Raw genomic sequence first — 24,883 nt, forward strand, 5'->3', positions numbered from 1 at the left:
ACCGCTCTTATTTTTCATCATCCTGATTTATTCTCCAAAATAACCTTTTTATTTTTCAAAAGATCACTTTTATTTTCCATATGAGCTAGCTTATTTATCAAACAGACTCGCCAGGCACCCTGACCCACTTTTATTTTTCAAATTACCGCTCTTATTTTTCATCATCCTGATTTATTCTCCAAAATAACCTTTTTATTTTTCAAAAGATCACTTTTATTTTCCATATGAGCTAGCTTATTTTTCAAACAGACTCGCCAGGCACCCTGACCCACTTTTATTTTTCAAACTACCGCTCTTATTTGTCATTATCCTGATTTATTCTCCAAAATGACTTTTTTATTTTTCAAAAGATCATTTTTATTTTCCATATGAGCTAGCTTATTTTTCAAACTGACTTGTCTGGCACCCTGCCCTTTTATTTTCCAAAAGGTTTAGCTTATCTTATCAGCACCTTGTGGTCCCCAATCATTAAAGTCAGACATAAAAAATAAAGGCTGTCGAGGTTAGTCGACAGCCTTTGGTTCTGCTTGGTTTAATTATGCTTTTTGAACGTTAGAAGCTTGAGGTCCGCGTTGACCTTGCTCAACTTCAAAAGTTACTTCTTGACCTTCGTCTAAAGACTTGAAGCCTTCGCTTTGGATAGCTGAGAAGTGAACGAATACATCGTCTCCGCCTTCGCGCTCGATGAAACCGAATCCTTTTTCTGCGTTAAACCATTTTACTCTACCTTTTTCCATTTGTGTTTCCTCCTCGTGTGCTTGGCACACATTTTGTTACTATCCTTGCTTACAATTTCAAGTCTAAAAGCTTTATTAACTTTTGCGACCGAACAAACAAAAATAATTCTTCCTTAGAATAACATATATTCCATATTAACGCAAGTCGACATCATTAAATCAATTTAAATTACGCCAATTTCTTTAATAACTGCTATTGTATCAACAAATTTTAACACATATTTCTTTTAATTTACCTCCAATTAACGATTTGATTTTTACCCATCCTCTTAGTACAGAGCTGCTGCTTCCTCCCTTTTCCCATAATAAAATCGCACAAGAGGTTAAGCTTTTAACGGACAGATTCTTTCCAGCAATGCCTTGATGCACCACTTTCTGGTTCCCAATCTAGTTTACCTATTTTAGAAACGGGGAAATAAGTCTTCATAAGAACCCAAGGAGGTAACATTCATGGAGCAAAATTCATCGACTAACCGTAATACATCGTCCAACCCAGAAAATTTATTTCCCAACCAGGAAGCACTGTCTGATGCAGAGGTGACAGTGACCCCTGAAACTGTACCAATGGGTCAGGAGGCATTGTCCGACGAGAACATTATTAACCCGGAAACAGTTTCTGCGGAACAGGATGCCGTTCCAACTCAGGACATTGCCAGTCCTGAAACCGTGGTAGGCTACGAGGAAACAACAAATGAACAATCTTCCCGAAACCTGATTGTACCAGGCATTCTTTTAGGTGCAGTGATTGGCGGAGTCATCGCTCTGCGGGATTCCAATACTCGAGAAAAAGTCGTTGACGGAGCCGTTAACCTAAAGGATACTTCGGTGGATATGTTCTCGCAGCTGAAGGACAACCCAAAAGAAACGATTAATGAGATTATGGACCAGTTCAAAACAGCCTCCTCGTCCTTGCAGGAAGCGATGAATGAAGCATTGGACATTTACCAGCTGGTCAATGACCAGTTAACATCCATGAAAAATGGATCGCTCACTGACAACCTTAGCAGTGCGGCGAATATGGTGAACGTCGTTAAAGAAGCGAAGGAAAAAGCGAAGGATGCTGTCTCGAAGGTCGCTGAAGCAGGAGAGTCCTTTTCAGTTCCTAAATCGGAAAATCAATAAATAAATGCACAAAAGGAGCAAAGTTATTTTGCTCCTTTTTTACCATTTTTTATATCTCCACTAAAAAGAAACCCATCCGAATGGGTTCATCAAGTAAATATGGGCTGGATCTTTACTACTTGTAACAGGGATACTAACTCATTTACCTTAATCGTTCTGCTTCATATCTCGTGCCTTTTTTTGATCAAGGAGAACCCAGATCTCTGTTCAATCTCTGTTATTATTTAATACACGTTTAAATTTTAGCCTCATTTCTATTGTTAGTATTAGGTATGGCATTGCCCCTTCCTATTTCCACAGTTTGATTATTAATCCATCTAATACCGCTGCAAAACTCAATTACGACTTTGGTTCGATTAAAAGAGTCATACCTTTGTCCATCACGATGTCATAATAAGCTTCCCCTAAAGATGACTGTGCTGTAATAACCCCTTTCCCCTTTAATAAACACATTTTCGCAAAAGGAGGTAGTTTTAAGGTTATTTCCGTAGCCCGGTCAGCAACGATCTCTCCCCTTAATGTTTGTGCTTCCATATCCCATGAGACAGAAATCCTTCCGGTCATAAAACGAAATTCCTTTATGTTCCCCTTTTTCCACCTTGATGGTAAGGCAGGTAATAATTTGATTAAGGCTGGAGAAACATATAGAAGCATTTCCTGGACAGCATTAATAATCCCCATACTCGCATCGAGCTGCACCGGTGCTGTCTCAATTTCCATGCTCACCCCCATGTTTCTCCAATCGTTATGAAGTGTAAAAAGGTTGGGCAATAGACAGGAACGTGAAAGAATATCAAGACATTCCAATGCTTTATCACCGTCATGTAATCTAGCATATATACACGACATATGAGCCAGTGACCACCCCGTTTGAGCTCCTAATTCTCTTTTAGAGACGGCTGCTTTGAAAGCTTCAAACCGTTTACGATCCTCCTCAGTATTAATTTCCCGGCCAGGAAAGACAGGGTAAATATGGGAAACGTGACGATGGTGATAACGATCATCAAAGTTTGGGTGCATCCACTCTTTTATGGCACCATCCTGATTGACTTCATATTGAGGGATTCGCGTAAGCATCTCCTGCCATTTATCAATTTCATCTAAATAAACTGACGCCTCGTTCGCCCCCTCAATTAAGTGAAGTAACACTTCTTTCAAAATCGCAAAATCCATCGTTGCATTTATGGTAGTTGGCATAGGATGGGCAAGTGGTTTTCCGTCCTTCGGCATAAAATTCTCCGGGGTATTTTCAGGTGAGACAGATGGGTAAAATTGATAAAGGCCATCCTCATTCAAGACGAGAAAATCCTCATAGAAAAGGGCCACTTCTTTTAAAAATGGGAGCACTTTCCCGACTAAAAGTTCTTTGTCTCCTGTGTAGAGGAAATAATCATAATAATGCTGTGCCAGCCACCCAGCGGCACCTGTCCAATTCATAATGACAGGGACTATTTGATTGGGTACACCAATACCAGGAGTTGTACCTGCTGGGATATAAATACCTCGACATCCATAGAGTTTTTTAGCGTTTTCACGAAAATCCGCCATCATTTCCTCATAATAGGTAAATAATGCCGGTACTAATTCAGATAATCCGCCCACTGCTGCATGCCAGTACATCATTTGAATATTCTCATTTGCCATCCGATGGCACCACATGAGTTGATAATCTCCGCCCCATAAGCCATACATCCCAAACGGCTGTCCCTGACGCCTGGTGCCCGAGATAAAAAGATATCTGCCATACTTCCAGAGTTTTTCTATTAATGAGAGAGAAGCTTCACCTTCATATGCGTCGAGCAGGAGTTCTTCGTTTGATTGTTCGTCAGTAGATTCATGTAATTGTAAAGAGGCTGAGTGAAATAAAGATTGATGCAGGGGACTATGAGCACTTAGCAAATCCTGATAATTACCTCTGATCTCCAAGAGCTCATCTTGAAGCCGTGACCACTCTTGTACATGGTCTCCTTTTATAAAGACTTTCATCAACACTTGTATTGATCTTGCATCTGCACAACGCAGGCAGCCATTTTCGATACTGATTTTTCCACCAGTGGGAATCATTCGCAATACTGCCCCATACTCCGTGTTATCGTCATTTTTAGCAGCAAAGAAGATAAATTGATCCTCAACTTTAAGCTTTATTGTATTTTCTAATTCTTTTACCCGCTGTACCATGCTGATACTGTCAGTCTTTTTTAAGTCAAGCTGAAACTCCGCAGTGAGAGAATTCCCGGTTGAGTTTATTTCATACACAACCATATCATCCATCCGCGAAACAAATAATTTCCGTTCAAATTTCTCTTTTCCTTCTTCCCACCTTACTGTTACCTCTCCAGTTTCCATATCAACTTCTCTTCGATAGTGCTTAAACCCATCTGTTTGCTGCATCCTAAGTGTTAATTCCACGAGAGGTAAAAACGAGGCCAAGCGAGTTTGATATCCGGTCTCCTTTAATGAATTGGTTAAGTGCCAGCTGGCTTCAAGGTACTTTTCCTGATTCATCATCTCACGGGTTTCATTCAACGTACGACTAAGATCAGGGAGTGTATCTTTCTTTCCCAGATGCCATAGCCCTTCATGGTTGATCAAAATCTTTTCCAAGCCTATACCACCTGTAACAGAAGCACCTATTTTGCCGTTGCCGGATGGAAGACCTTCTCTCCACATATTCTTCCACCATGCAGCAGGATATTTTAAAGCAATCCGATTACTAGGATTTTTTTTATTCATCTGCAACTGAACCTCCGATAACTGTCAATATAAGAAATATCACTTGCCCAAAGAGCAAGTGATATTCGCATTTACTCGATTCATTAAAACATTTCTAATGATTCAGCCTGCCTGGCTTTTGCCAGTTTCTCCATTTCTATGCTTGCCAGTAAAAACGGTGCTACTCCCATCAGATCATCGCTTACAATTTCTTCACTCATATAATAGTCGTAAGAGCCATCTCGATACTTGGACCCGCCAAGACCGGCGCCTTTACATATTTGATGAAGGTGAACACCTTTCTCATCTTCAGTCACAAAATGCTTATGGATTCCTTCGTACGAACGGAAAACCACTTCACTGTCAATCCCTGATAGATAACCTAACCGGATCCCCTTCGCCAAGGCATATGTGAGCATACAAGAACCAGAAGCTTCAAGGTAATTCTGATCACGGCCGTTTTGGTCCATTAACTGATACCAAAGGCCGCTCTCTTGATCCTGGACGTTTTTAATAGCATGAGCCATTCGCTCAAAAATTCCCATGATCTGCCCACGCTTTGGATGATTGACCGGAAAGTGTTCAAGCGAATCAACAATCGCCATCGAATACCATCCCATTGCACGTCCCCAAATGTGTAAGGATCGTCCCGTTCCTCTATCACACCAACGCTGCTCCCTGCTTTCATCCCATGCATGATGCAAAAGCCCTGTTTGCGGGTTACGCGTTTTCTCCTCAATTAACAAGATCTGTCGCGCTACTTCATCAAACCCTTCTGGGGCATGAAACGTTTTTGCATATTGTGCTAAAAATGGGGATGACATGTATACCCCATCAAGCCACATTTGAAAAGGATAGATCTTTTTATGCCAAAAACCGCCTTCACTTGTTCTTGGCTGTCCTTCAAGCTGCATAACTACCTGTTGAATCGCTTTCTCATACTTTTCTTCTCTAGTATTCTCCCATAGTGTAAATAAGTTTTTTCCTTTATTAATATGATCCAAGTTATATTCCTCAATGGAATAATCCCTGATTGTTCCATTTTCCTGGATGAATAAGTCCATATGTTTCTTCACAATTTGATGATATTTTTCATTTCCGCCCCATTCAGAGAGCCAGTCAAATGCCTTTAAAGCCATGCCGGCTACATATCCCCACTTATTAGCTATTTTCGGATGGTAGCCATTTTCACATTGATTCAGAACGGTTTCTGCAATTTTTGTTGACCATTGATTTGAACTCATGCTTTACTCTCCTTTACTCTATAACTATTACAACAAAGAATGTAATCCTTCCCATTTCACCGACCAATTGCCATCATGAGGGAAACCTGGGCATTGATGGTCAGAACTGCCATTCCAACCGCAAGCCATCATCGCAACAGCTGTTAACAGCCCGCCATTGCCTGGCAAGTAGGCGGTCAAACCAGGCCTTTGATAATTGTGGCCGTTTACTAAATAGGTATTTTTAGTAGCTTCCATCATAAGAAAGTCTATAGCAAGCTCCCTTTCACCCAACCTGGCAGCTGTCATTGCACACATCGGGAAATCCCAGCCCCATGCCGATTCCCAATCCCAAACTTCTTTTACTTTATATAATGTATTTCTCATAATCTCCCAATCAACTAGAGTGCCCGGCAAAATACCTAGAGCTCCAAGCATGGAAGGATGATCGTGGTTTTTCTCTGTGAATGTATTAAAGCACTTCTCGTGTGCAAGATATACTCCTTGTTCATGGCGTGGCTTTGCCATTGAACCTGCTACCCTTAACCACATTGGGTTCACTGGGACTTGCAGCCGTTCCGCCCATTTAATGGCGATCTCCAATCCATACTTCCAATATTCAAGCTCGTATGGAGGGTTTATACTTTCATGAATATAATGGCATTCCTGAGCAGGTATGAGCGGCGGCCCAAGTACATACGCTTCCTTTTTTTCATCATAATGTGCGTAAGATACCATAAAGTCTGCAGCCTCAAAGACGACCGATTGAAAACGCTTAAGAAAATCAAAAGAAGGATTCACCTGATAACACATTTCAGCTAACGCCATTGGATGCGGCTGCTGCCAAATCAAACCTGGCGCTACTGGAGAAGGACTTTGCCTTCCATCAATTCCTACCATTTTTGGCCACCTGGCTCCAGTGTATCCCTGTGATTTGGCAAGTTCTTTTGCCTGCGGCAGGATGGAATGGTACCATTCAAGACTATTTTCCAGGAATTCCTTTCGTCCCCATATCGGAAAATGTGCAGCGTGCCACCAGTGCATCTCCAAATGGAATTTTCCAAACCAGCTATTATACATGAAGCCTGTCTCTTGCGGAGGCAATGACCCGCCACTATGAATCGCAGTTAAATATTGTGATAGAACAACTCTTCGTTCCAATTCTATTGCACGCGAGTCAGTGCTTTCAGAAAAATCAAGAGCAGCTCCCGTTTGCCAAAAGTTTTCCCAGAAGGACCCGCTCGATTCAAAAACTTCCTTTGGCTTTACAGCAGAAGGTTCTTCACGGGCGAAGGAAACGGAAAATTCTAAGCAGTCGGCACTCCCATCACTTGCTAAGGTGTATTCATGCACACCTGTTTGTTCAATTGACCCATTGTTCCAGTCCCATCTTACGCAATATTGATCCTGATCCATCTTTCGGGTGATTAAACCTGCTCTGTCTGAAAGAGATTGATAGGCTGTTAGGTGTCTGTCATCATTTTCCCAATCCGGGTGTATCGCTTTCGACCAACTATTATGAGTGATATCCGGCGAAGGAAATAGAGTAAAAACCTGAATTCGCTTGTCTTTGAGCAATGGAGACAACACTTGAACTGCTATAACACCATCATCTGAATGACAGGCCGTCTTAACCTGGACTGGTTCTCCATCTACAATAAATTTACTTTCAACCGTCCCAGTCCATAGGTTAAGCCTTTGATGAATATCTGTAATCTCATCAGGCTGTATCACTTGATGATTGCTGGTTAAAAAACGGAAGGATACTCTCCCTAATTGCAATCTATGAGGATTTTGCCTTAACCAGTGGTAAGCTTCATCCTTTCCTTCCGGTTTCATCGGATAATCCACTTGCCGTCCATAGGTATCATACTGTTGAAAAACAATATCCTTTTCCGAAAAAAGATTCGGACCGCCAGTATAATGCCATCCCCAGTTTGATTGCGTACCAAGAGGGGTCTCATACATCTCCGGATAGGTCTGTAACCCTGTAAAATCACAGCTGAATCCAAACTCTTTGTTTCCTATTGATAACGGTGAAAGCGGTTCGATCCTTTTAATAATCGGGTGATGGCGGTCAATAATTTGCTTTCTATTTAACATGATCTCTCCCCTAAAATTTTTTATCAGCATTCATCATGAACAATTAAATAACTTCCCTTTTCGATTTAAAGACCTCCCTGTATTTCCCCGGAGTAATATTGTTGCATTTTCGAAAAGCACGAATAAAACTATTTTCATGCTGGTACCCAACCTTTATGGCGATATCTGAAATTTTTTCATCTGTATTCACCAATAGGTCTGCAGCACGCTTCATTCTTAAGCCCGTAAAATAACCATAAATCGTTTCATTCATCTCTTTTTTGAAAATTGAACTTGCCAGACTAACACTTATGCCAATTGAATCAACAATTTCGGTTATGCCGATTGGCTCATCTAAATGGTCCTTCATATACTCAATCATTTTCTCAATTAAGAGGGATTCTTTACTTGTTCTAATCGACAGATTTCCCTGAATGATGTCATTCGCTTGTTCAGTTAGAAACTCTGCAACATCATCAATGTGGAACGTGTGCAGATACTGAAAGAAATCTTTTTCTTTCCTTCTTCCCTTATCCTCATCCTGACCAATACGAAGGGATCGATCATTTATCATTTTTATGATGGAAAATGCTCTTTCCGGATTCAATCGACTTCCTCTTATATCCTCAATGATTTGACCAATCAGGCTGCTGGTACGTTCACTGTCACCTGTATCTATGGCTTCTCTCAAATGATCTAGAACTTTACTGACCATTGATAACTTCCGGCTGTCCCATTGCGTTAATTCCTCGCTTTTTAACAAACTTCCATATCCTGAATATAACCTGTTGCCAAGAGCTGTATCTGCTTCTAGGATCGCCTCTGCTAAACTTCCAATATCAGATTTCTGGCTGCTGATTCCGATCGAGATACTGAACTCCAATAAGCTGGGAACAATAGAAAGCGCTTCCTTTAATTTGCTGTCTAACAGCTTCTCATCTGAACTTGGATGAAGGACAATTAAAAGCTTATCCTTCCCTAGATCAACGCATTCGCTATGGGAATAGGATTCTAAGGTTTCTGTCAGTATATTAGCTAAGGCAAATTTTAATAGAGAATGATCAGAGCTTGGGTATTGATCGGACCAATGAGAAAAATGATCGATAGAAATAATGGCGACCTTTAATGGTTTATTAGATGTTTCTTGAAAATACCCAAGACATTTTTCTTCAATCTCTCTCGAATTAGTTAGATTATTATGATAAATATCACTAAAAAACTTGGCTGAAGCTTCGGAACGAACCTTATGAATCATATGTGATAATTGGGCATGATTATTTAGAAGTTCTCCGGCCAGAGTTTCCAAGTGCAGCAAATCGTGGTGGTCGATGTCTTTGTTTCCGATATTAAACAGCTCTTTCATTCTCCGTATCGGTCTAAAGGCAATAGAATTAATGTAAAAAATCGCAACTCCACCTAATAACAATGCCATGATTGAAACTGAAAGAACAACATGTCCGACTTTCTTTGATTTGGCTAGTAAACTATCTTGGGGGACGAGGGAAACATACTTCCAGCCTGTTAATGGAGAAATATTCTGGCTGACAAGTAATTGTTGATCTTTATAAGCAATATCGCCCAAATGTTCTTCGTTCAATTCGGATATAGCGCTTACAACCGCTTTCGTATTAAGCTTAGGACTAGAAGGAGAAGAAGTAGAATAGATCATTTCATTATTTTGATCGATGATAAATCGTGCGGTGCTTAAATTGGCCATGTCGGGAGAATTAAATGGTTCAAACAGGTCGTGATATCCAAGATTTAACGCAACAATCCCTTTGAACTCACCTTGAATCATAATTTTTCTGAATAACGTTACTTCTGAGCGATCGTATTTTTTGCCATCATTAACACTTCTCTTTTTGACAATCATCTTTTCATCACCGAACTCATCGGCTACATCCACCCATTTTGAATCGAAAAAAGTTGATTTACGTGAACTAAAACCTTGCGGCACAGACACAAAACTATCATGTTTCAGGTCGTAAATATAAATACTATTGATGTAGGATGAACTATTGATAAGAGTGGATAATAGCTGATAAATTTCAGTTATATTACTATAGGAGTTCTGTTTATCGCTATTCAAAAACCTATAAACATTTGTGTCCAGTGCAACCTTAATCGCTACTTTATCGCTTTCACTAATGTGCTTATCAATAAAATCCATACCAACTTGCAGCATTTGCTGCTGCGGCTCGTTTAACTCCTTCTGAAGCACTGACTTTGACGTTTCATAGGATGTTATGCTCACGATGAGAATGATAAAGAAAACTGCAATCGATAAAAACAAAATCAACCTTGTCTCGGTTTTACGAAATGAATATTTCAGCCATTTTTGGAAAGATTGGACCATTCGCTTCAACCTCCTTTTTTGGCATTATACTACATATTCATTTACAGATGGACGAGGTTTTTCCTGTATTTACATTTTCAAAGAGTTTCCCTTGGCTATTAAGCATCCTCATCGTTTCAATTCCGGCTAGTAAAACAATGCCAATTCCATGGGTATCATTTAATTTCCATGGAAGCTCGTGTTTATAATAGAAATGGGAAAACGAATAACTGGATCCTTGACATACTCCATATACATTCCCCTGTTTATCAATTGCCCGCTGTGTTAATCCCTTCCACCCTGACAAAATAGCTTGTATATAGGGTTCTTTGTCTTCTAGCCAACCGAAACGAACACCATGCGCAAAAGCGTAGATAAACATGGATGTACAGGAGGATTCTTCGTAAGATTCATGATCGGTTAAAACCTGATGCCAAAGTCCATGGCTTCCTTGTACGTTCAAAACTCCTTCAGCAAGCTGGCGATAGTACCCCAATATTGCCTGGTAATGCTCATGGTTATCAGGAAGGACTTTCAATAATTCCGTTAATGAAAACAATACCCAGCCATTGCCTCTGCCCCATGTTGTTAGAGTTGGCCTCTTCTCTTTAACATGATAAACATGTGACATTAGCTGGCTTTCATTCATGTATAGATATTTCTTGTAGAGCAAAAGCTGTCTGGCAGCCTCATTTATATAACTGCTATCTTTTGTATATTCTGCGTAGCGGCATAAAAACGGAACACTCATATACATATCGTCACACCACATCGTATTGTCCATCTTCCGGGAGACACCAACTTCACGATATAGTGCACCATCATCTAATCGGCTTTGCTGATTCATGATATACTCAGCAATAATGTCTGCAATTTTCCCGGCACCTTTCAAAAGGCGGTGTTTATTTGCCAAGAGCATCAAGGCACCAAAGGACCCGCAATCATCAAGACTGTCAATATCTGAAAGTTGATTGTTTATACCAGCTGCCCCATATTGTTTTTGATCCCATTTGGAATATTCATATCTCGATGTGGCAAATTCAACATGATTTAGGACATAATCAATCACATCAGGTCTGGACAACTCTTTCGCAGCTTCCATTAACCCATTTAGCGTAACACCTAATGGATAATTCCACTTTCCAAATAGTTGATTTTCAAGAAAAGCTCTAACATTCTCCCCCTTGCCCGAGCACCAAAAAAAAGACTCGCCATCTTTGTTAATAGGTACACTGTCCATTGACATATAGGCAGAAATCATAATCTTTTCATCTATTGAAAATGGTCCTAAATAAAGCCAAGTACCAAAGGCCCCTTTTACTTCATGCGGAATGCCGAATTCACCATGACTTGAGAGAAGTTCCAAGGTAAACCCCCAATGATCGTTTCCGCAATCACTCTTCACCACTAAGTCATGTAAGCCAACTGGCACTTTTAGCTCTACATCTATATCACCTTGATCTTCTTGCTGAAATAACTCCTCTCCATTAACGAAGAGCTTTATTGGGCCGTATGTTTTCCCTTTGAGGATAAGAGAATCTAAGGATCCGCATTTTATCTTCGTCCATGCATAAGCGGAATATCCTTTTTTCATTCCATAGATAGCTGCAAGAGGGCTTTCATTTTGAGGAAAACGTGTGATTCTTGGAAACCAATTACAGCCCGTTGAATATTCTCTGCATGACATGGAGGGGATTGAATCAAGATTCCCCAACATCGGTTCGGTATAGATCCAGCCTTCTTCTCCATCCCGATCAAGCGAAGGAGCTAAAAAATGATAGGGGAAATTTTTACGGTTACCTGTTCCAAAAACTGCTCCGCTCCCCTGTACTCCCTTCTCAATTTCAAGAACAAAATGGTTCCAGCCTTTAACTAAATGTAAAGAAAGTCTAATATCGCCTGCTTCCTCTTCATGAGTTGACCCAAATCTTTTGACCCCATTATGGTACAAGCGGACAGGTCCTAGACATGTAAGCAGAAAAGCAAAGGAATGATCTTCTTCAGCCCACAGCTTCGCCCAGGCATTGATTTTTTGTCCCTCCTTCATTTCTGGAAACATCGCTAATATAGGAAAAACATAACGGTGATGTGGATCCTTCTTAATTGCATTCTCTCTTGTTATCCGGTACTCAGGAGGCCTGGCAGGATTTGTTCCAATATAGCGTTGTGCGATTGTCATAAGAACATCTTCTATCCTGTGCGAATGGGACATGCTAACCTCTTTAGAGAAAAACGGCAGCTGTTCCAAGTCAACTCACCTCTCCACTTGATAGGTACTTTTTTTGTTTGAGAACTTCGTCAATAGTAATGGGACGGTGTTCTTTGACTGATTTCCATACAGCTTCGCCTGTCGCAACCGAAAAGGCACCATCTAAGGCACCAGACAATATTTTATAAGGTCTCCGTTGATCTTCCCCTAAAAAGAGATCTTCCAAAAGCAGTGGATCTCCTCCCCCATGGCCTCCTTCCCGATGGACAACATGAATGGTTTCCTTAGAACCGAATAAAGGAAAATAATCAATTGTCTGGATTGGGGTAGGGAAGGGAATCCGGCCCTTAGCATGATACTCAATCGTTTCCAGCCTCCCCCTTGTTCCGTTGATTGCCAGGCGGTAACCTTCATATGGGAGAGAGAAATTAACAGAGTAGCTAAGCAAGGCGCCTTCATTGTACTTAACAGTTGCAGCATAGGTATCCTCTATATTGATTTCTGAATCAAATATACATTGATCTGGACGATAACCGGTGTAAGGGTATTTATTCCCCTCCCCTGACAGTGAACCGAGATGATCATCCGGTACCTGAATCTGTTCCCTTCTCGAATTCCACCTGGAGTAATAGGAACAGTCCTCTGTATAGGAACATGTTTCGCAATGTCTGCCATCCTCTTTTTTAGGATTTAACTCTCCATCCGGCCCATAATAATTAAGCGCCCCATATGCAAACACTTCAACAGGTTTTTGATCAATCCACCAATTCACCAAATCAAAATGATGTGTGCTCTTATGAATCGATAGTCCGCCAGATAATTCTCTCAACCTGTTCCACCTTTTGAAATAACTTGATCCATGGTGTGTATCAAGATACCAATTCAAATCGACCGAAGTGACTCTTCCTATCTTTCCTTCCTTAATCATTTCTTTGATTTTTGTATGTATGGGTGAATATCTGTAATTGAAGGTAACCGTAACCCTCCCCTTGCTGGATTGCTCGGCATCCAGCACTTTTCTGCAATCTTCACCTGTTGTAACCATTGGCTTTTCTGTTATAACATCTAAATCACGTTCCAGGGCGGCAATGATATACTTCGCATGGCTGTCATCACGTCCGGCAACGATAATGACATCCGGCCTGGTTTCAGCAACCATACGATCAAACTCTAATTCGCCATACGTTTTTACAGAAGAATCTTCTGGAAATCTCGTTTGATATAACTCAAACCGTTTCGGGTCACGGTCTAATAACCCGACAACTTCGCATGTTTGAGAATAGGTAGTAGCAATCGGCTTTGCAAACATGCCTAGGGCTCTCCCGCTTACACCGCAAATGGCATATCTTTTCTTCATTCATGTCATTCCTTTCAAGTGGTTCTCATTTTCAATCTTATTTAAAATAAGTGTTGCTCAAAAATCACTATTTTTGAGCAACAGCTTTTGTCAAAGTTGGAACTCGTAACTACTCGTTTACTCTCTCATACCACTCTTGAACTCTTTCAGTAACTTCCTCTCCGCCAGCTTTGTTCCATCTATCTACAAATTCATCGAACTTTTCAATCGGCCATTCACCAATCACGATTTTTGTTAAATATTCCTGGAATAATTTATGTGACTGAATATCCGGAAATCCTTGGTAAACGGTAGATGGCAAGCCGTCTCCTGCAATTCTTCTGGCATCTGAAGTACTGACTTTAAAGATATCTTTCACCATTTGTTTTTGATAGTCTTCCATCGTTTGGTCAATACGAATATCCATGTCTTCTTTCGTAACTAAATTTTTCATTCCTAATGCAATCGGTGTTTCATCCGTAGGAGGAAGCAATACCTTTTTACCATTCTCTACTTTATGTTGAGCCCCCTCAATTCCATAAGTGATTAATTCGTTATTGGCTGGGTCGTAGAAGAAGTCTAATAATTTCAAAGCAGCTTCAGCATTTTCTTCAGATGCCGCAGGAATCATCCACTCTGGTTCACCCATGCTTTTTTGAGTAATATACCCTTCAAACCCTTCAGCCTTCGGAAGCGGCATTCCAGCCACATAGGCATCTGGTGCTCCTTCAAGCATTGCATTGTGACGATCACGCAAGTTTCCAGGCAAATGGTACCAGCTTCCTACCAAGTTCGTATTGATCTTCGCTGTCCATACCTCGCCTTTATTCAAAAATGTTTCATTATCTAACAGTTTTTCTTTATATAATTCACGAATAAATGAAATGGCTGCTTTCATATTTTTAGAGACGCCGGCATATTGAATTTTACCTTCATAAATATCCCACTCTGGGACACCTTCCCACATTGCTACACCATATATTGCGAATAAGTGGTCCATCCATTTTCCAAATTCCCTTCCTGATGTCGGAAGTTCATCTTGCTTTCCATTCCCATTTGGATCTTTATCACGAAACGCTATTAATAGCTCTTTGTATTCTTCTACTGTTTTCGGCATATCCATCCCGACTGCTTCAATCCAATCTTGACGAATTAAGGCTGCTCTTTCTGGAACGAGGTAAACCTTTGGCACATAATATATTTTTCCATCAGGCGTAGCCGAACGAACGACATCCCATGCTTCTTTCGGAATACTTTCCCAAACATGCGGTGCATATTTCGGCAGCAGATCATCCAAAGGCAGTACAGCACCCTGGCTGATCAAGGTTTGGTCAAACCCGCCAATCGGGCGGAAAATATCAGGATAATCTTCTGACGCAAACATCAAGTTTAAGTATTCAGCAGGATCGGCCCCGGCAGGAGTTGCCATCAATTCATATTGAACACCCGTTGCTTCCAGTACCTTTTTAACATGAGGATCATCAGGACCAGGAAGTTTTCCTATTCCCATATGACTCTTAAAAACTTTCACTTTACTAATGTCTTCTGATGAAGAATCGCCAGAAGATGAGCCATCAACTTCCTTCTTGCCAGAACAACCGGCAAGCGTACCAATCACAAGCATCAATGCAAATAGCATGACGATTAATGACTTCCTCTTACTCTTTCCCATTCAAGATCCCCCTTTGTTTTTTAAAAGATTTATTCGATAAAACCGATAGCCGGCCATATCTTCTTATTCCTTAAGTGATCCTAGGACAGCACCTTTTACAAAATACTTTTGTAAATATGGATATACCAATACGATTGGCACTGTCGCAAAAATAATTGTAGCCGCTTTCAAAGTTATCGTATTAAAATCGTAGTCCCCAGTAACTAAATTCACTTCAGCAAGAGCTTCTGGAGATAAGAAAAAACCACGCAATCTCATTTGTAATGGCCATAAAGTCTGATCACGCAAGAATAGCACTGCTGCTTGAAAGCTGTTCCAGTAACCAACTGCATAAAACAACCCGATGGTCGCGAGTACAGGCTTTGAAAGCGGCAAATAGATTTGAAACAATAGCCGAAGATCATTACAGCCGTCTATTTTTGCTGCATCATCTAAATCGTTTGGTATCCCCATAAAGAATGTCCTTACGATAATCATATTAAAGGTGCTTATTAAACCAGGAATAATAAGTGCCCAAATGGAATCCATCAGCCCAAGCTCTCTAACGGTTAAAAAATACGGAATCATTGGTGCATTAAAAATCATCGTTATCACAATGGCAATCATTATGGGTTTTTTCAGGAGAAATTCCCTTCTGGACAACGGAAATGCTGTTAGAACGGTAAATAGCATACTTAAGAATGTACCAACAACGGTAATAAAAATAGTGACTCCAAATGATCTCCATAGCACTTCATTCTGAAGGATATGCTTCCAAGTGCCTAATGTAAATTCTACTGGAAACAGAAATACCTTTTTTGATTCAGCAGCAATTGGAGAACTAAATGAAACAGCTAACAGTTGAATTAATGGCAGAATCATCGTAGCTGCAAAAATACTAAGAAACGTATAGTTAAAGATCTGAAAGCTTTTTTCTCCCCATGATTTTTTCATTACCATAACCCCTGTCCTGATTTTCTTGCAAGTCTATTAAAAATCCAAAGCAAGATAAAGCCTACAACGGATTGGAATAAACCGATTGCCGTTGTGACACTAAATTGACCTTGAAGCACTCCTGCTCGATAAACATATGTTTCGATAATGTCGCCTACTGAATAAGTCATCGGAGTTAACAAGTTAAAGATTTGGTCAAATCCCAGCTCTAAGAAATTTCCGATATTCAGCAAAAACAGAACTAAGATTGTAGGGAATAATAATGGCAGGGTGATATATCTTATCTGTTTCCAACGATTTGCACCATCAATGACAGCCGCTTCATATAAGCTTGGGTTAATGGCCGTTATTGCAGCCAAGTAGATAATTGTCCCCCAGCCAACACTTTTCCATATACCTGAGACGACAACAATGGTACGAAAATAACTCTCTTCCTGCATGAACAGGATAGGCGCTGCTCCAAACAACCCTCGAATCGCATTAATAACCCCTTCTGCTGCCAACAATTCAAACACAATCCCTCCAACAACTACCCACGATAAAAAATGGGGGAGGTAAAACAAGCTTTGAACAGTTCTTTTAAAGAACATTAATCGTACTTCATTAAACAACAGGGCCAAAATAATCGGGGCAGGGAATCCAAATATAAGCTGATAAAAAGCAATCATGATTGTATTCCGCAATACTTGATAAAAATCTTGATAGGAAAAGATATATTTGAAGTTTTCGAACCAAACCCATGGACTTTCGAATATCCCTTTAAAAATCTGATAATCCTGAAATGCAATAACGCTTCCTAACAATGGTACGTACTTAAAGATGATGTAATATAAAATTCCTGGAATGATCATGACATAGAGCATCCAGTGTTTCTTCATATTTTCCAGGTAGATTCTGATGAGACTTTTCTTCTGAATAAGTAATTCTGCATTCAGTGGTAATTCTGAAACACTTTGCTGTTTAACAGGTGAATGATCCATAATCTGCCCCCTTTTTTATTTTTTTAATATTCTTAATTTTTATTGTATCTATCATGATGCCTCTCAAACAATCATCCATTTTTGCACCTGATACACAAATTGTAGATAAAGGCACTCTTTGGACAGAAGATTCCCTACTCTAGCAAGCTTTAAAAAAATAGTAACTCATCAATTTTATAAGCGTTAAAAACATTGATATTGAAGCCTTTTATTCAAATTGTTTGTTGTATGTAAGATATGTATATCTCTAAGTTCCAGCTTATCAGGCTGGTTAACTGGTTGTAATGAATGAAAAATCCTCGTCCGAAAGTGATCTTAATTCTTTCGGACGATTTTCAACTAATCAACTTTTCATTTTTTGAATAAATAGTTGGGCATAATGTGAAAGGATCCATTTAGCTTCAGATTGGATTGGATGCTGATCTGTTTTGGAATGAAGTTGATCTGCATATTTTTCCATAAATGTGATCGCCTGCTTTTTTGAACCCTTGTTCATGTGATGTTTCACTTGGTTAAGAGTAGCTGATAATTGGGCAAAAGCTGGACCTGACAATTCACCAGTTTTCTGGAATTGTTCCATATAATTCTCTAATACCGTTACGAATCCAGGTGTCACTATTACGCTATTGGACATTTCGGATTCTCCACTTGCATTCATAGCCTTGATATAATAGGTGTACTCAACACCAGGTTCTGCTGTTCGGTCGTAAAACGTATTTACTTTTGCATACCCAACGTTTTCTACTTTCCCATTTGCTTCTCTATAAATATTTACCTGGTTTTCCCCTCCGTTGGATTTCCATATCAAGCCGACAAACGATTCTCCCACTAGGCCCACCTTCAAGTCGGATGGTGCTTGAGGCACAGGCATTTTAATACGCAGTTCCTTTGATTGCTCTGTCTCACCCATTTCATTCTCTGCAGAAACTCTGTAGGTGTAGCCCGTTTTACTTACACTAATGCTGTCATCAATATAGTGTGGAGCTGTCGTACGATCAATCCTTGTAAAATCACTATCCCCGTCTGCTTTTCTGTAAATCGTATAACTTTCAGCATTGTCTGCTGAATCCCATTTAATTTCAAAAGCAGAAGTGCTTATTTTACCTGCAGACAGACCTGCAGGCATCTCTGGTAAAATCACAGGATGATTGGTTGTCGTTTTGATACTTTCTGATTTTCCTGATTCCCCGCCAATCCCGGTAGCTGTTACTTTGTAATAATAGGTAGTGGAAGGAGTAACGTTCCTATCAACATATTCAGCAGTTGAGGTGCTGCCAATTTTCGTATAGTTGCCATTTTGTTCAGCTGCCCTGTAGACAGTGTAGCTTATCGCATTTTCTGCCGGTGCCCATTCTAAGGTAACGGACAAACTCTTTGTCGCCGGCACACTTAATCCTGATGGGACATTCGGTCTGGGCTGTGTTGAATCAAAGGTAAACACTTCAACAACATCGGACTTAGGCGATTCACCCCCAGCATTAAGTGCCGAAACTCGATACTTATAAGCGGCTCCTTTTTCTACTTCTGTATCCTTAAATTCTGCTGTCTTAGAACTAGCTATCGCTTTAAAAACAGGATCCACAGATGAAGATCGGTAAATAAGATACCTATCTGCCCCAGTTTCAGGTGTCCATTTTAATGAAATAGCGCCGTCCTCGATCACCTTGCCTGTCAATTCAGAAGGGGAATTCTCCAGCGGAACTTTTTCTGTCCCAGTTGGTTTCACAATAGCGAAATAGTTCATTTTTGATGTACTATTATTCGCTCCCATTACCACAAAGGAGCCTGCAGCATAATGTTTTTTATAAAGGTTATACTCTACCGGCTGATCATCTGTAATCAGTTTACCTGTATCCTCGTAGGATGAAGCTAACCATTCAGGCTTATCGGCAATCCTTGCATCATGTGCAACATAAACATCTGCATCAGCTGCCAAGTAGAAGGAAATCAAATCCGGACTAGTTGAGCTCCTTGATACTGTCGCTGACCTAATCCATTCCATGCCTTTTATTTCATCCGGAATAGAGGCGAATCGATACACCTTGCTCCCTGTTAATCGGTCCCCTGCCACATAATCACCAATCTGCAAATCCTTTTCAACTGACCATAATGAAGCATTTTTCGTTCCATTGCTGCTATTATCATTGATCACTACATTTCTTACCCACTCTCCATCCATACTTTCCACGGGCTCTGGGGTTGGTTCCGGTTTTGGCTCCACAGGTGGTTCGAATGGCTGTCCGGACCATGAAGGCGGTGTGGCAGGGTAGTCCGCTGGAAAGCCAGGTGCCGCCAATTCATTTAAATATTCTTCGAGATTCGTATAGCCATTATTATTGGCATCACCGTTTCGATCTTCTGGATCGGCAGGATTAAAGCCTTTTGCCAGTTCCCAATGATCCGGCATTCCGTCCCGGTCGGAATCCAAAGGGGCTTTTCCTTTCTTCAATAGAGGAAAACCGCCAACATCATTTTCATCTCCAATAATTACCCCTGTTTGATTTCTGACATCATGAATTACACGCTTGTCCACAGCATCCCGTACCAAAGACGCACCAACATGATTCAATACATGCTTATAGGCAACTTCCGGATCTTGTGTGTGAACAGGCGGGTATTCAAAACGTTCTTCGACTACAACACTAGGCTTTTCGGCTTCTATTAAACCTGTTCCCGTGTCATTCCCATCCAGAATGCCGTTTTTATTGCTGTCAATACGGTTGTTATCGATATATACGCTATAATTCTCATTTCCTCGGACGATCGCATACTCTGGATCAGCAGAGTTTTTTCCTGCCACAAAATAGTTCCCTACTACATTGCCATACCCTTTGGTTCCGGATTCGCCCCCGGCAACATAAGGAAAACCACCCCAGTTATATACAATATTGTTAACAAAATCGATTTGCCCTTTCGTTTTAGGGTTTCGGTCATTGTTATGGGCATAAAGATTATGGTGCATGCTGATCGTATTCATCTCAATCAGGCCGCCCATCGAGTGGGTAAGCAGACCTTCAGAGATCATCGACCATTGAACCGTAATATTTTTTGATTTTGGATTGTCATAGTCCTTACTTTTAATCGACAACACTTCATCTGTTCCCCATGAGAAGGAAGAATGGTCGATAATGACATTCTGACAATCTTCAAAATACATGGAATCATCATTAAAGCTCAGTTTCCCCATACGAAAGCGCACATATCTGATCACAATATCGTTACAATCTATGAAACGAATATTGTTGCCTCTAATCGTCACACCGTCGCCTGACGCTGTCTGACCCGCTATGGTTATATTTGATTTTCCTTTCACTACAATCTTTGGAATTGTAATTTCACCGGAAATATCAAATACAATTGTCCGGGGGGTTTCTCCAGCAGTTGTAAGTGCATCATGAAACGTACCGGGTCCTGTAAGTTCATAGCTTGTCACATGATAAACCTCACCGCCTCGTCCGCCAACTGCAGCATAACCAAAGCCCTCTGCTCCTGGAAATGCAGGCAAAGAAGAATAATCTGCTTTTACTGAAGGAGCCGCCAATGGAAAGAGTGAAACACATAAAACAAAACATAAAAATACTGCCAAAAACCGCTTCATTTTGTACCTCCGCCAACATATTTTTTTATGCTACTGAATGGCATTCGTGAGGTTTTTTTACTATGAATTATTTAGTGAGAGTGACTACTTCAGGCTTTAAAAATTCGGATGGACTGCGTTTTTATACTTTCTCCTGTGACTAGAAAATGCGGCTCTCACTATTCATTCCATTGGATTATCAAAAACCTCTGATCGGTTTTAATAATTGCCGATTCCATCGCTGTCTCATTTCACCTCCTTTATTTTCTGAGAAGCAGAGAGAGGTCGGATGAAATAAAATTGTTATACTATTCCATCTACATAACAGCAGTGAAAACGCTTACTAAATTATGTTTGATACGGTGACTTTTGTCTAACCTCCTTTAATTTCACTATTTTCACAGTCATTATAGCTACACACTTCACACAAAAACAATCGTCCAATTCCCCAGGAAATGCACAGATTATAGAATAGAAGAGAATGTGTTGAATTCGTTTAAGCAATTGAAAAATTGTTTGTAGACAAAGAGTCTGGACGGTATGTGCTGGAGGATTTATCAGAGAAATAATGTGGAATTAATAACATAGAAATGAAAAATTTGATTAAAGGACAACTGTCTATAAAAGGCCCTTTGTTAATACGTTTTTCTTAACTTTTTTGTAGACAGTAAATCCCAAAACGATTAGGCAGGTGCGTGGTTTTCACATGAAAAAACCTTATCTCTATAAACGATAAGGTCTTTTTCATACAGTTCACCTTTGAGAGTATCTATAAAAGATATAGAGTCAAAGGAATGGTCACCAAACTGACCAATGTCGTAATCAGCGTTGTAAATGAGATCAAGTCTGGCTCCACATCGAATTGAAGTGCCAGCATTGTGGTGTTTGCTGCAACCGGCATCGCCGCCAGTATCACAAACACGCTCTTGATCAGTTCATCAACCGGCATAAAAGTGACCAGTGCAGCTGCTATAAGCGGAGAGGCTGCCATACGAGTAAGCAAAATGGTATTTACATACTTCCATTCAAACTTCTGCGGTTTAATTTCAGCCAGCTGCATTCCAAGTATTAACATTACAGTAGGTATGGATGCCGATCCAACAAGACTTATTCCATCTACGATGGTTGCTGGCAATTCCAGATGGATCAGCTGCAGCAGTACCCCAAAGAAAACGCCGTATAGTACAGGCATTTTTAAAATATTTAACAAGGCGTGCTTAGGCGATGCTGATTTGCCGCCGCCATATGAAGCGATAAAGATGCCAATAGAGCTTACCAGCAAGGAATGAATCACCATAATGATAACGGCATAGTTAAAGGCCGTTGCTCCAAAGGCAAACAAGACTACAGGGGCACCATAATTTCCACTGTTTGGAAATAAACTTCCCAGCAGCATCGCAGCCATTTTCGGCCGGTCAGCACCAGCAGCTTTCCCAACAAGAAGAGTAAAACCTATTAAAATAAGTGCCAGCCCCGCAGTGAAAACAAACATGTATAAATAATTCATGTTTAATTCATTCGTATAAAACGTATCAAATGTTAAAAATGGCAGCATCAGATACAGGGACATCGTCGAAATCGATTTAATATGTAGCTTGAGCACCCTCTGCCCAATATACCCTGTGCCAAAAATGAGAAAAGCAGGCAATACAATTAACAGCAAATCTATCATCCAGAACCCTTCCCTGACAAAATTAATTCACTCTTCTAAATAATGAATATTAATCCATTTATCAATTTTAGTTTATTTTCTTATCCAAGTCTATGAATCCAGCTTTTAATGGAATAATTCCGCCCCTTATACTAGGTTTAGACTTCTCAGGTGCTTGCAGTTTAAAAGTTTGCCAGGAAAGAGAGTCCTCGAGCAGTTTTCTTTGTAACGGGCCAACTTTTAAGTATCGTGGTATACCTGTGACTTTTATTTAACTAGCACGTAGAAAAGTTAACTCGAAATTTAAATGCCAGACACATGTTTTTTTAATATAACTAAAATACACGTTACCTTTTATTCTACTTAAAATATGCCAACTAGAATTAATCTCACAAAAAGGCACATACACAAGCCTGACGAGCTTTTTCAACAATACCAAACTTCTAGTTACCTTTTATAATACCGGCTGGATAAACTAACTCGGTAAAATCCCTTCAAAAAAGTCCCCTTTCACACGCCCGACACAGGTTTTTCAATAAAACCAAATAATCGATGCATAAACTAAAATTATCAATCTATAAACGGAATTAATCGATGCATAACTCAAAAGAATCAATGCATAAATCATTTCCAAGCTTCGTTCCCTCTTAAAACCGGCTGCTGGGGTTCCTCTAAACAGACAAAAAACCCGCTAAAAGGGCTCAACCAGCCTTCCATTATGATTCACATGCCACCCAGATAAGATAAACCAAGTAAAAATCACCGAAAAAAGCCCATGGTCACGTGCCCGACACAGGTTTTTCAATAAACATAATTTTAAGCTGCCTTTTATCAAATTCAATACCGACTTAACTAGTAAAATTAACTCCAGATAAGCCCGCTGTCACAATCCGGACACGGGTTTTTCAATAAAACCAAATAATCAATGCATAAACTAAAATTATCAATCTATAAACGGAATTAATCGATGCATAACTCAAAAGAATTGATGCATAAATCATTTTCAAGCTTCGTTCCCTCTTATAACCGGCTGCTGATGTTCCTCTAAACAGACAAAAAAACCGCTAAAAGGGCTCAACCAGCCTTTCATTATGATTCACATGCCACCCAGATAAGATAAACCAAGTAAAAATCACCGAAAAAAGCCCGTGGTCATGTGCCCGACACCACTTTTTCAATAAAAACCAGCGCTCAAGCAGATTATCGTGCTTATTCAAATTCATCGAATTAAACATACTAGTTAAAATCCCCCCAAGAACCCCTTTTCACAAGCTTAAATAAAACAAAGTCCAAATGCCATTCCTCCAGATATTCCCCGCCACTCAAAAAAAAGAGGCCTCTCAACGGCCATTAATTTCTGACCAGTTAAGCGCAGCCTCTTCAACATACTTCCTCTGTTACGCTTGTTACGGAACTTACTCCAACATCACTACCGACTTGAAATCATTAATTTCCACTATGATTCCTAAACCGCCGACTTTCGAAAATTTACAACTTCATTTTCCTGCTCTACTATTCCCCGGCTAATTGCAGCAATTTAGACTTCAAGTAGCTCAGGCTGATTTCGATACTCTCAAGTGGTTCCCGGCGGCACATGTCCTGCTCGATCACCCACCATTGTACGCCTGCTTCTCTTCCTGCATGCAGAACGGCTTCGATATCCACTCCGCCGGTCCCCAGCTCCGCAAAAAATTGTTCCTCATCGGTTGTCATGTCCTTCAAATGGAGAAGGGGGGATCTGTTTTCGTATCGCTTGATCCAGGTAACAGGCTGCTCACCGGCCTTCGTCAGCCAGTATACATCCAGCTCTGTTTTCACTAGGTCTGCATCGGTATCATCAAAGATCATTTCAAGTGCGGTCCTGCCGTCCGACAGAGTCTCCAATTCAAAATCGTGATTATGATAGCAGAGAGTGAGACCTGCACGCTGGCACTCTTCACCTGCCGAGTTCAGGAATGAAATTAGAGCTTTATAGTCTGCTTCATTGCGTTGTTCTGGTGTGAGATACGGGCAAACCACATACTCGCTGCCTAAAATCTTCTGATCTTCCATGACTTGGGCCAGGTTATTTTTCAGCTCTTCCAATGGAACATGGCTTGATGCCGCCTGAAGGCCCAGGTCGTCCAATATGCTTTTCAGCTCTCTCGCAGTCAGCCCGCCATAACCGGCCAGCTCAACTCCATCAAACCCGAGCTCCGCCACTTTTTTCAATGTACCTGCAAAATCCTGCGCGCATTCCTCGCGCAACGTAAACATTTGTACCGCTATTGGAATATTTTTCATCCCGCATCCTCTTTTCTATTATTCTTTTTAA

General features: G+C 40.4%; 15 protein-coding genes. 1 reads left to right on the forward strand and 14 read right to left on the reverse strand.

Annotation, left to right across the window (positions count from 1 at the left end; all coding sequences use genetic code 11):
• Nucleotides 1–536 precede the first annotated feature (536 nt).
• Entirely contained in the window at nt 537–737 is a 201-nt protein-coding gene (locus EV146_RS09000; protein WP_121613651.1) for a cold-shock protein, read from the reverse strand.
• 450 nt (nt 738–1,187) lie between these two features.
• Here EV146_RS09000 and EV146_RS09005 point away from each other — a divergent pair, with 450 nt between their 5' ends.
• Nucleotides 1,188–1,859 (forward strand): YtxH domain-containing protein, encoded by a 672-nt coding sequence (locus EV146_RS09005; RefSeq protein WP_132004948.1) that lies wholly within the window; start codon nt 1,188–1,190, stop codon nt 1,857–1,859.
• A 339-nt stretch (nt 1,860–2,198) separates the two neighbouring features.
• Here the strand turns inward: EV146_RS09005 and EV146_RS09010 are convergent, their stop codons facing one another.
• The 13 genes from EV146_RS09010 to EV146_RS09065 all read right to left on the reverse strand — a co-directional run bounded on the left by EV146_RS09010 (nt 2,199) and on the right by EV146_RS09065 (nt 24,852).
• Complete coding sequence (locus tag EV146_RS09010; protein ID WP_132004951.1) at nt 2,199–4,592, reverse strand: glycosyl hydrolase family 95 catalytic domain-containing protein; 2,394 nt, start codon at nt 4,590–4,592, stop codon at nt 2,199–2,201.
• A gap of 83 nt (nt 4,593–4,675) precedes the next feature.
• A complete protein-coding gene (locus tag EV146_RS09015) occupies nt 4,676–5,815 on the reverse strand; it encodes a glycoside hydrolase family 88/105 protein (protein ID WP_132004954.1) in 1,140 nt (379 codons plus the stop codon).
• Nucleotides 5,816–5,842: 27 nt separating this feature from the next.
• Nucleotides 5,843–7,897 carry a glycoside hydrolase family 65 gene (locus EV146_RS09020; protein WP_181215852.1) on the reverse strand — a complete coding sequence of 685 codons (2,055 nt, stop codon included), beginning with the start codon at nt 7,895–7,897 and terminating at the stop codon, nt 5,843–5,845.
• Between the two features lie 43 nt (nt 7,898–7,940).
• Entirely contained in the window at nt 7,941–10,232 is a 2,292-nt protein-coding gene (locus EV146_RS09025) for a helix-turn-helix domain-containing protein (protein WP_132004957.1), read from the reverse strand.
• 37 nt (nt 10,233–10,269) lie between these two features.
• Nucleotides 10,270–12,390, reverse strand: coding sequence for a glycoside hydrolase family 88/105 protein (locus EV146_RS09030; RefSeq protein ID WP_241993876.1), 2,121 nt, complete (start codon nt 12,388–12,390; stop codon nt 10,270–10,272).
• 70 nt (nt 12,391–12,460) lie between these two features.
• Nucleotides 12,461–13,777: a Gfo/Idh/MocA family protein gene (locus EV146_RS09035; protein ID WP_132004960.1), complete on the reverse strand. Its 1,317-nt coding sequence runs from the start codon at nt 13,775–13,777 to the stop codon at nt 12,461–12,463.
• Nucleotides 13,778–13,886: 109 nt separating this feature from the next.
• A complete protein-coding gene (locus EV146_RS09040) occupies nt 13,887–15,428 on the reverse strand; it encodes an extracellular solute-binding protein (RefSeq protein WP_132004963.1) in 1,542 nt (513 codons plus the stop codon).
• Between the two features lie 63 nt (nt 15,429–15,491).
• Entirely contained in the window at nt 15,492–16,361 is an 870-nt protein-coding gene (locus EV146_RS09045) for a carbohydrate ABC transporter permease (protein ID WP_121613658.1), read from the reverse strand.
• The gene (locus EV146_RS09050) at nt 16,361–17,239 is read right to left on the reverse strand and encodes an ABC transporter permease (RefSeq protein ID WP_241993890.1); all 879 of its coding nucleotides are present in this window, start codon (nt 17,237–17,239) and stop codon (nt 16,361–16,363) included. Before EV146_RS09050 ends, EV146_RS09045 begins: the two co-directional genes overlap by 1 nt.
• A 445-nt stretch (nt 17,240–17,684) precedes the next feature.
• A complete protein-coding gene (locus tag EV146_RS09055; protein ID WP_181215851.1) occupies nt 17,685–20,939 on the reverse strand; it encodes an FIMAH domain-containing protein in 3,255 nt (1,084 codons plus the stop codon).
• A 748-nt stretch (nt 20,940–21,687) separates the two neighbouring features.
• On the reverse strand, nt 21,688–22,590 hold the full coding sequence (locus EV146_RS09060; protein WP_219916284.1) for an AEC family transporter: 903 nt from the start codon (nt 22,588–22,590) through the stop codon (nt 21,688–21,690).
• 1,043 nt (nt 22,591–23,633) lie between these two features.
• The gene (locus tag EV146_RS26935; RefSeq protein ID WP_158287057.1) at nt 23,634–23,792 is read right to left on the reverse strand and encodes a hypothetical protein; all 159 of its coding nucleotides are present in this window, start codon (nt 23,790–23,792) and stop codon (nt 23,634–23,636) included.
• A 289-nt stretch (nt 23,793–24,081) separates the two neighbouring features.
• Entirely contained in the window at nt 24,082–24,852 is a 771-nt protein-coding gene (locus EV146_RS09065; RefSeq protein WP_132004969.1) for a sugar phosphate isomerase/epimerase family protein, read from the reverse strand.
• Nucleotides 24,853–24,883 lie beyond the last annotated feature (31 nt).

This window comes from Mesobacillus foraminis, assembly GCF_004340465.1.
Lineage (GTDB): Bacteria > Bacillota > Bacilli > Bacillales > Cytobacillaceae > Mesobacillus_B > Mesobacillus_B foraminis.

Coding starts and splice junctions, on each gene's coding strand:
- EV146_RS09000 (WP_121613651.1), bottom strand. CDS start 737: ATGGAAAAAGGTAGAGTAAAATGGTTTAACGCAGAAAAAGGATTCGGT.
- EV146_RS09005 (WP_132004948.1), top strand. CDS start 1,188: ATGGAGCAAAATTCATCGACTAACCGTAATACATCGTCCAACCCAGAA.
- EV146_RS09010 (WP_132004951.1), bottom strand. CDS start 4,592: ATGAATAAAAAAAATCCTAGTAATCGGATTGCTTTAAAATATCCTGCT.
- EV146_RS09015 (WP_132004954.1), bottom strand. CDS start 5,815: ATGAGTTCAAATCAATGGTCAACAAAAATTGCAGAAACCGTTCTGAAT.
- EV146_RS09020 (WP_181215852.1), bottom strand. CDS start 7,897: ATGTTAAATAGAAAGCAAATTATTGACCGCCATCACCCGATTATTAAA.
- EV146_RS09025 (WP_132004957.1), bottom strand. CDS start 10,232: ATGGTCCAATCTTTCCAAAAATGGCTGAAATATTCATTTCGTAAAACC.
- EV146_RS09030 (WP_241993876.1), bottom strand. CDS start 12,390: ATGACAATCGCACAACGCTATATTGGAACAAATCCTGCCAGGCCTCCT.
- EV146_RS09035 (WP_132004960.1), bottom strand. CDS start 13,777: ATGAAGAAAAGATATGCCATTTGCGGTGTAAGCGGGAGAGCCCTAGGC.
- EV146_RS09040 (WP_132004963.1), bottom strand. CDS start 15,428: ATGGGAAAGAGTAAGAGGAAGTCATTAATCGTCATGCTATTTGCATTG.
- EV146_RS09045 (WP_121613658.1), bottom strand. CDS start 16,361: ATGAAAAAATCATGGGGAGAAAAAAGCTTTCAGATCTTTAACTATACG.
- EV146_RS09050 (WP_241993890.1), bottom strand. CDS start 17,239: ATGAAGAAACACTGGATGCTCTATGTCATGATCATTCCAGGAATTTTA.
- EV146_RS09055 (WP_181215851.1), bottom strand. CDS start 20,939: ATGAAGCGGTTTTTGGCAGTATTTTTATGTTTTGTTTTATGTGTTTCA.
- EV146_RS09060 (WP_219916284.1), bottom strand. CDS start 22,590: ATGATAGATTTGCTGTTAATTGTATTGCCTGCTTTTCTCATTTTTGGC.
- EV146_RS26935 (WP_158287057.1), bottom strand. CDS start 23,792: ATGAATTTGAATAAGCACGATAATCTGCTTGAGCGCTGGTTTTTATTG.
- EV146_RS09065 (WP_132004969.1), bottom strand. CDS start 24,852: ATGAAAAATATTCCAATAGCGGTACAAATGTTTACGTTGCGCGAGGAA.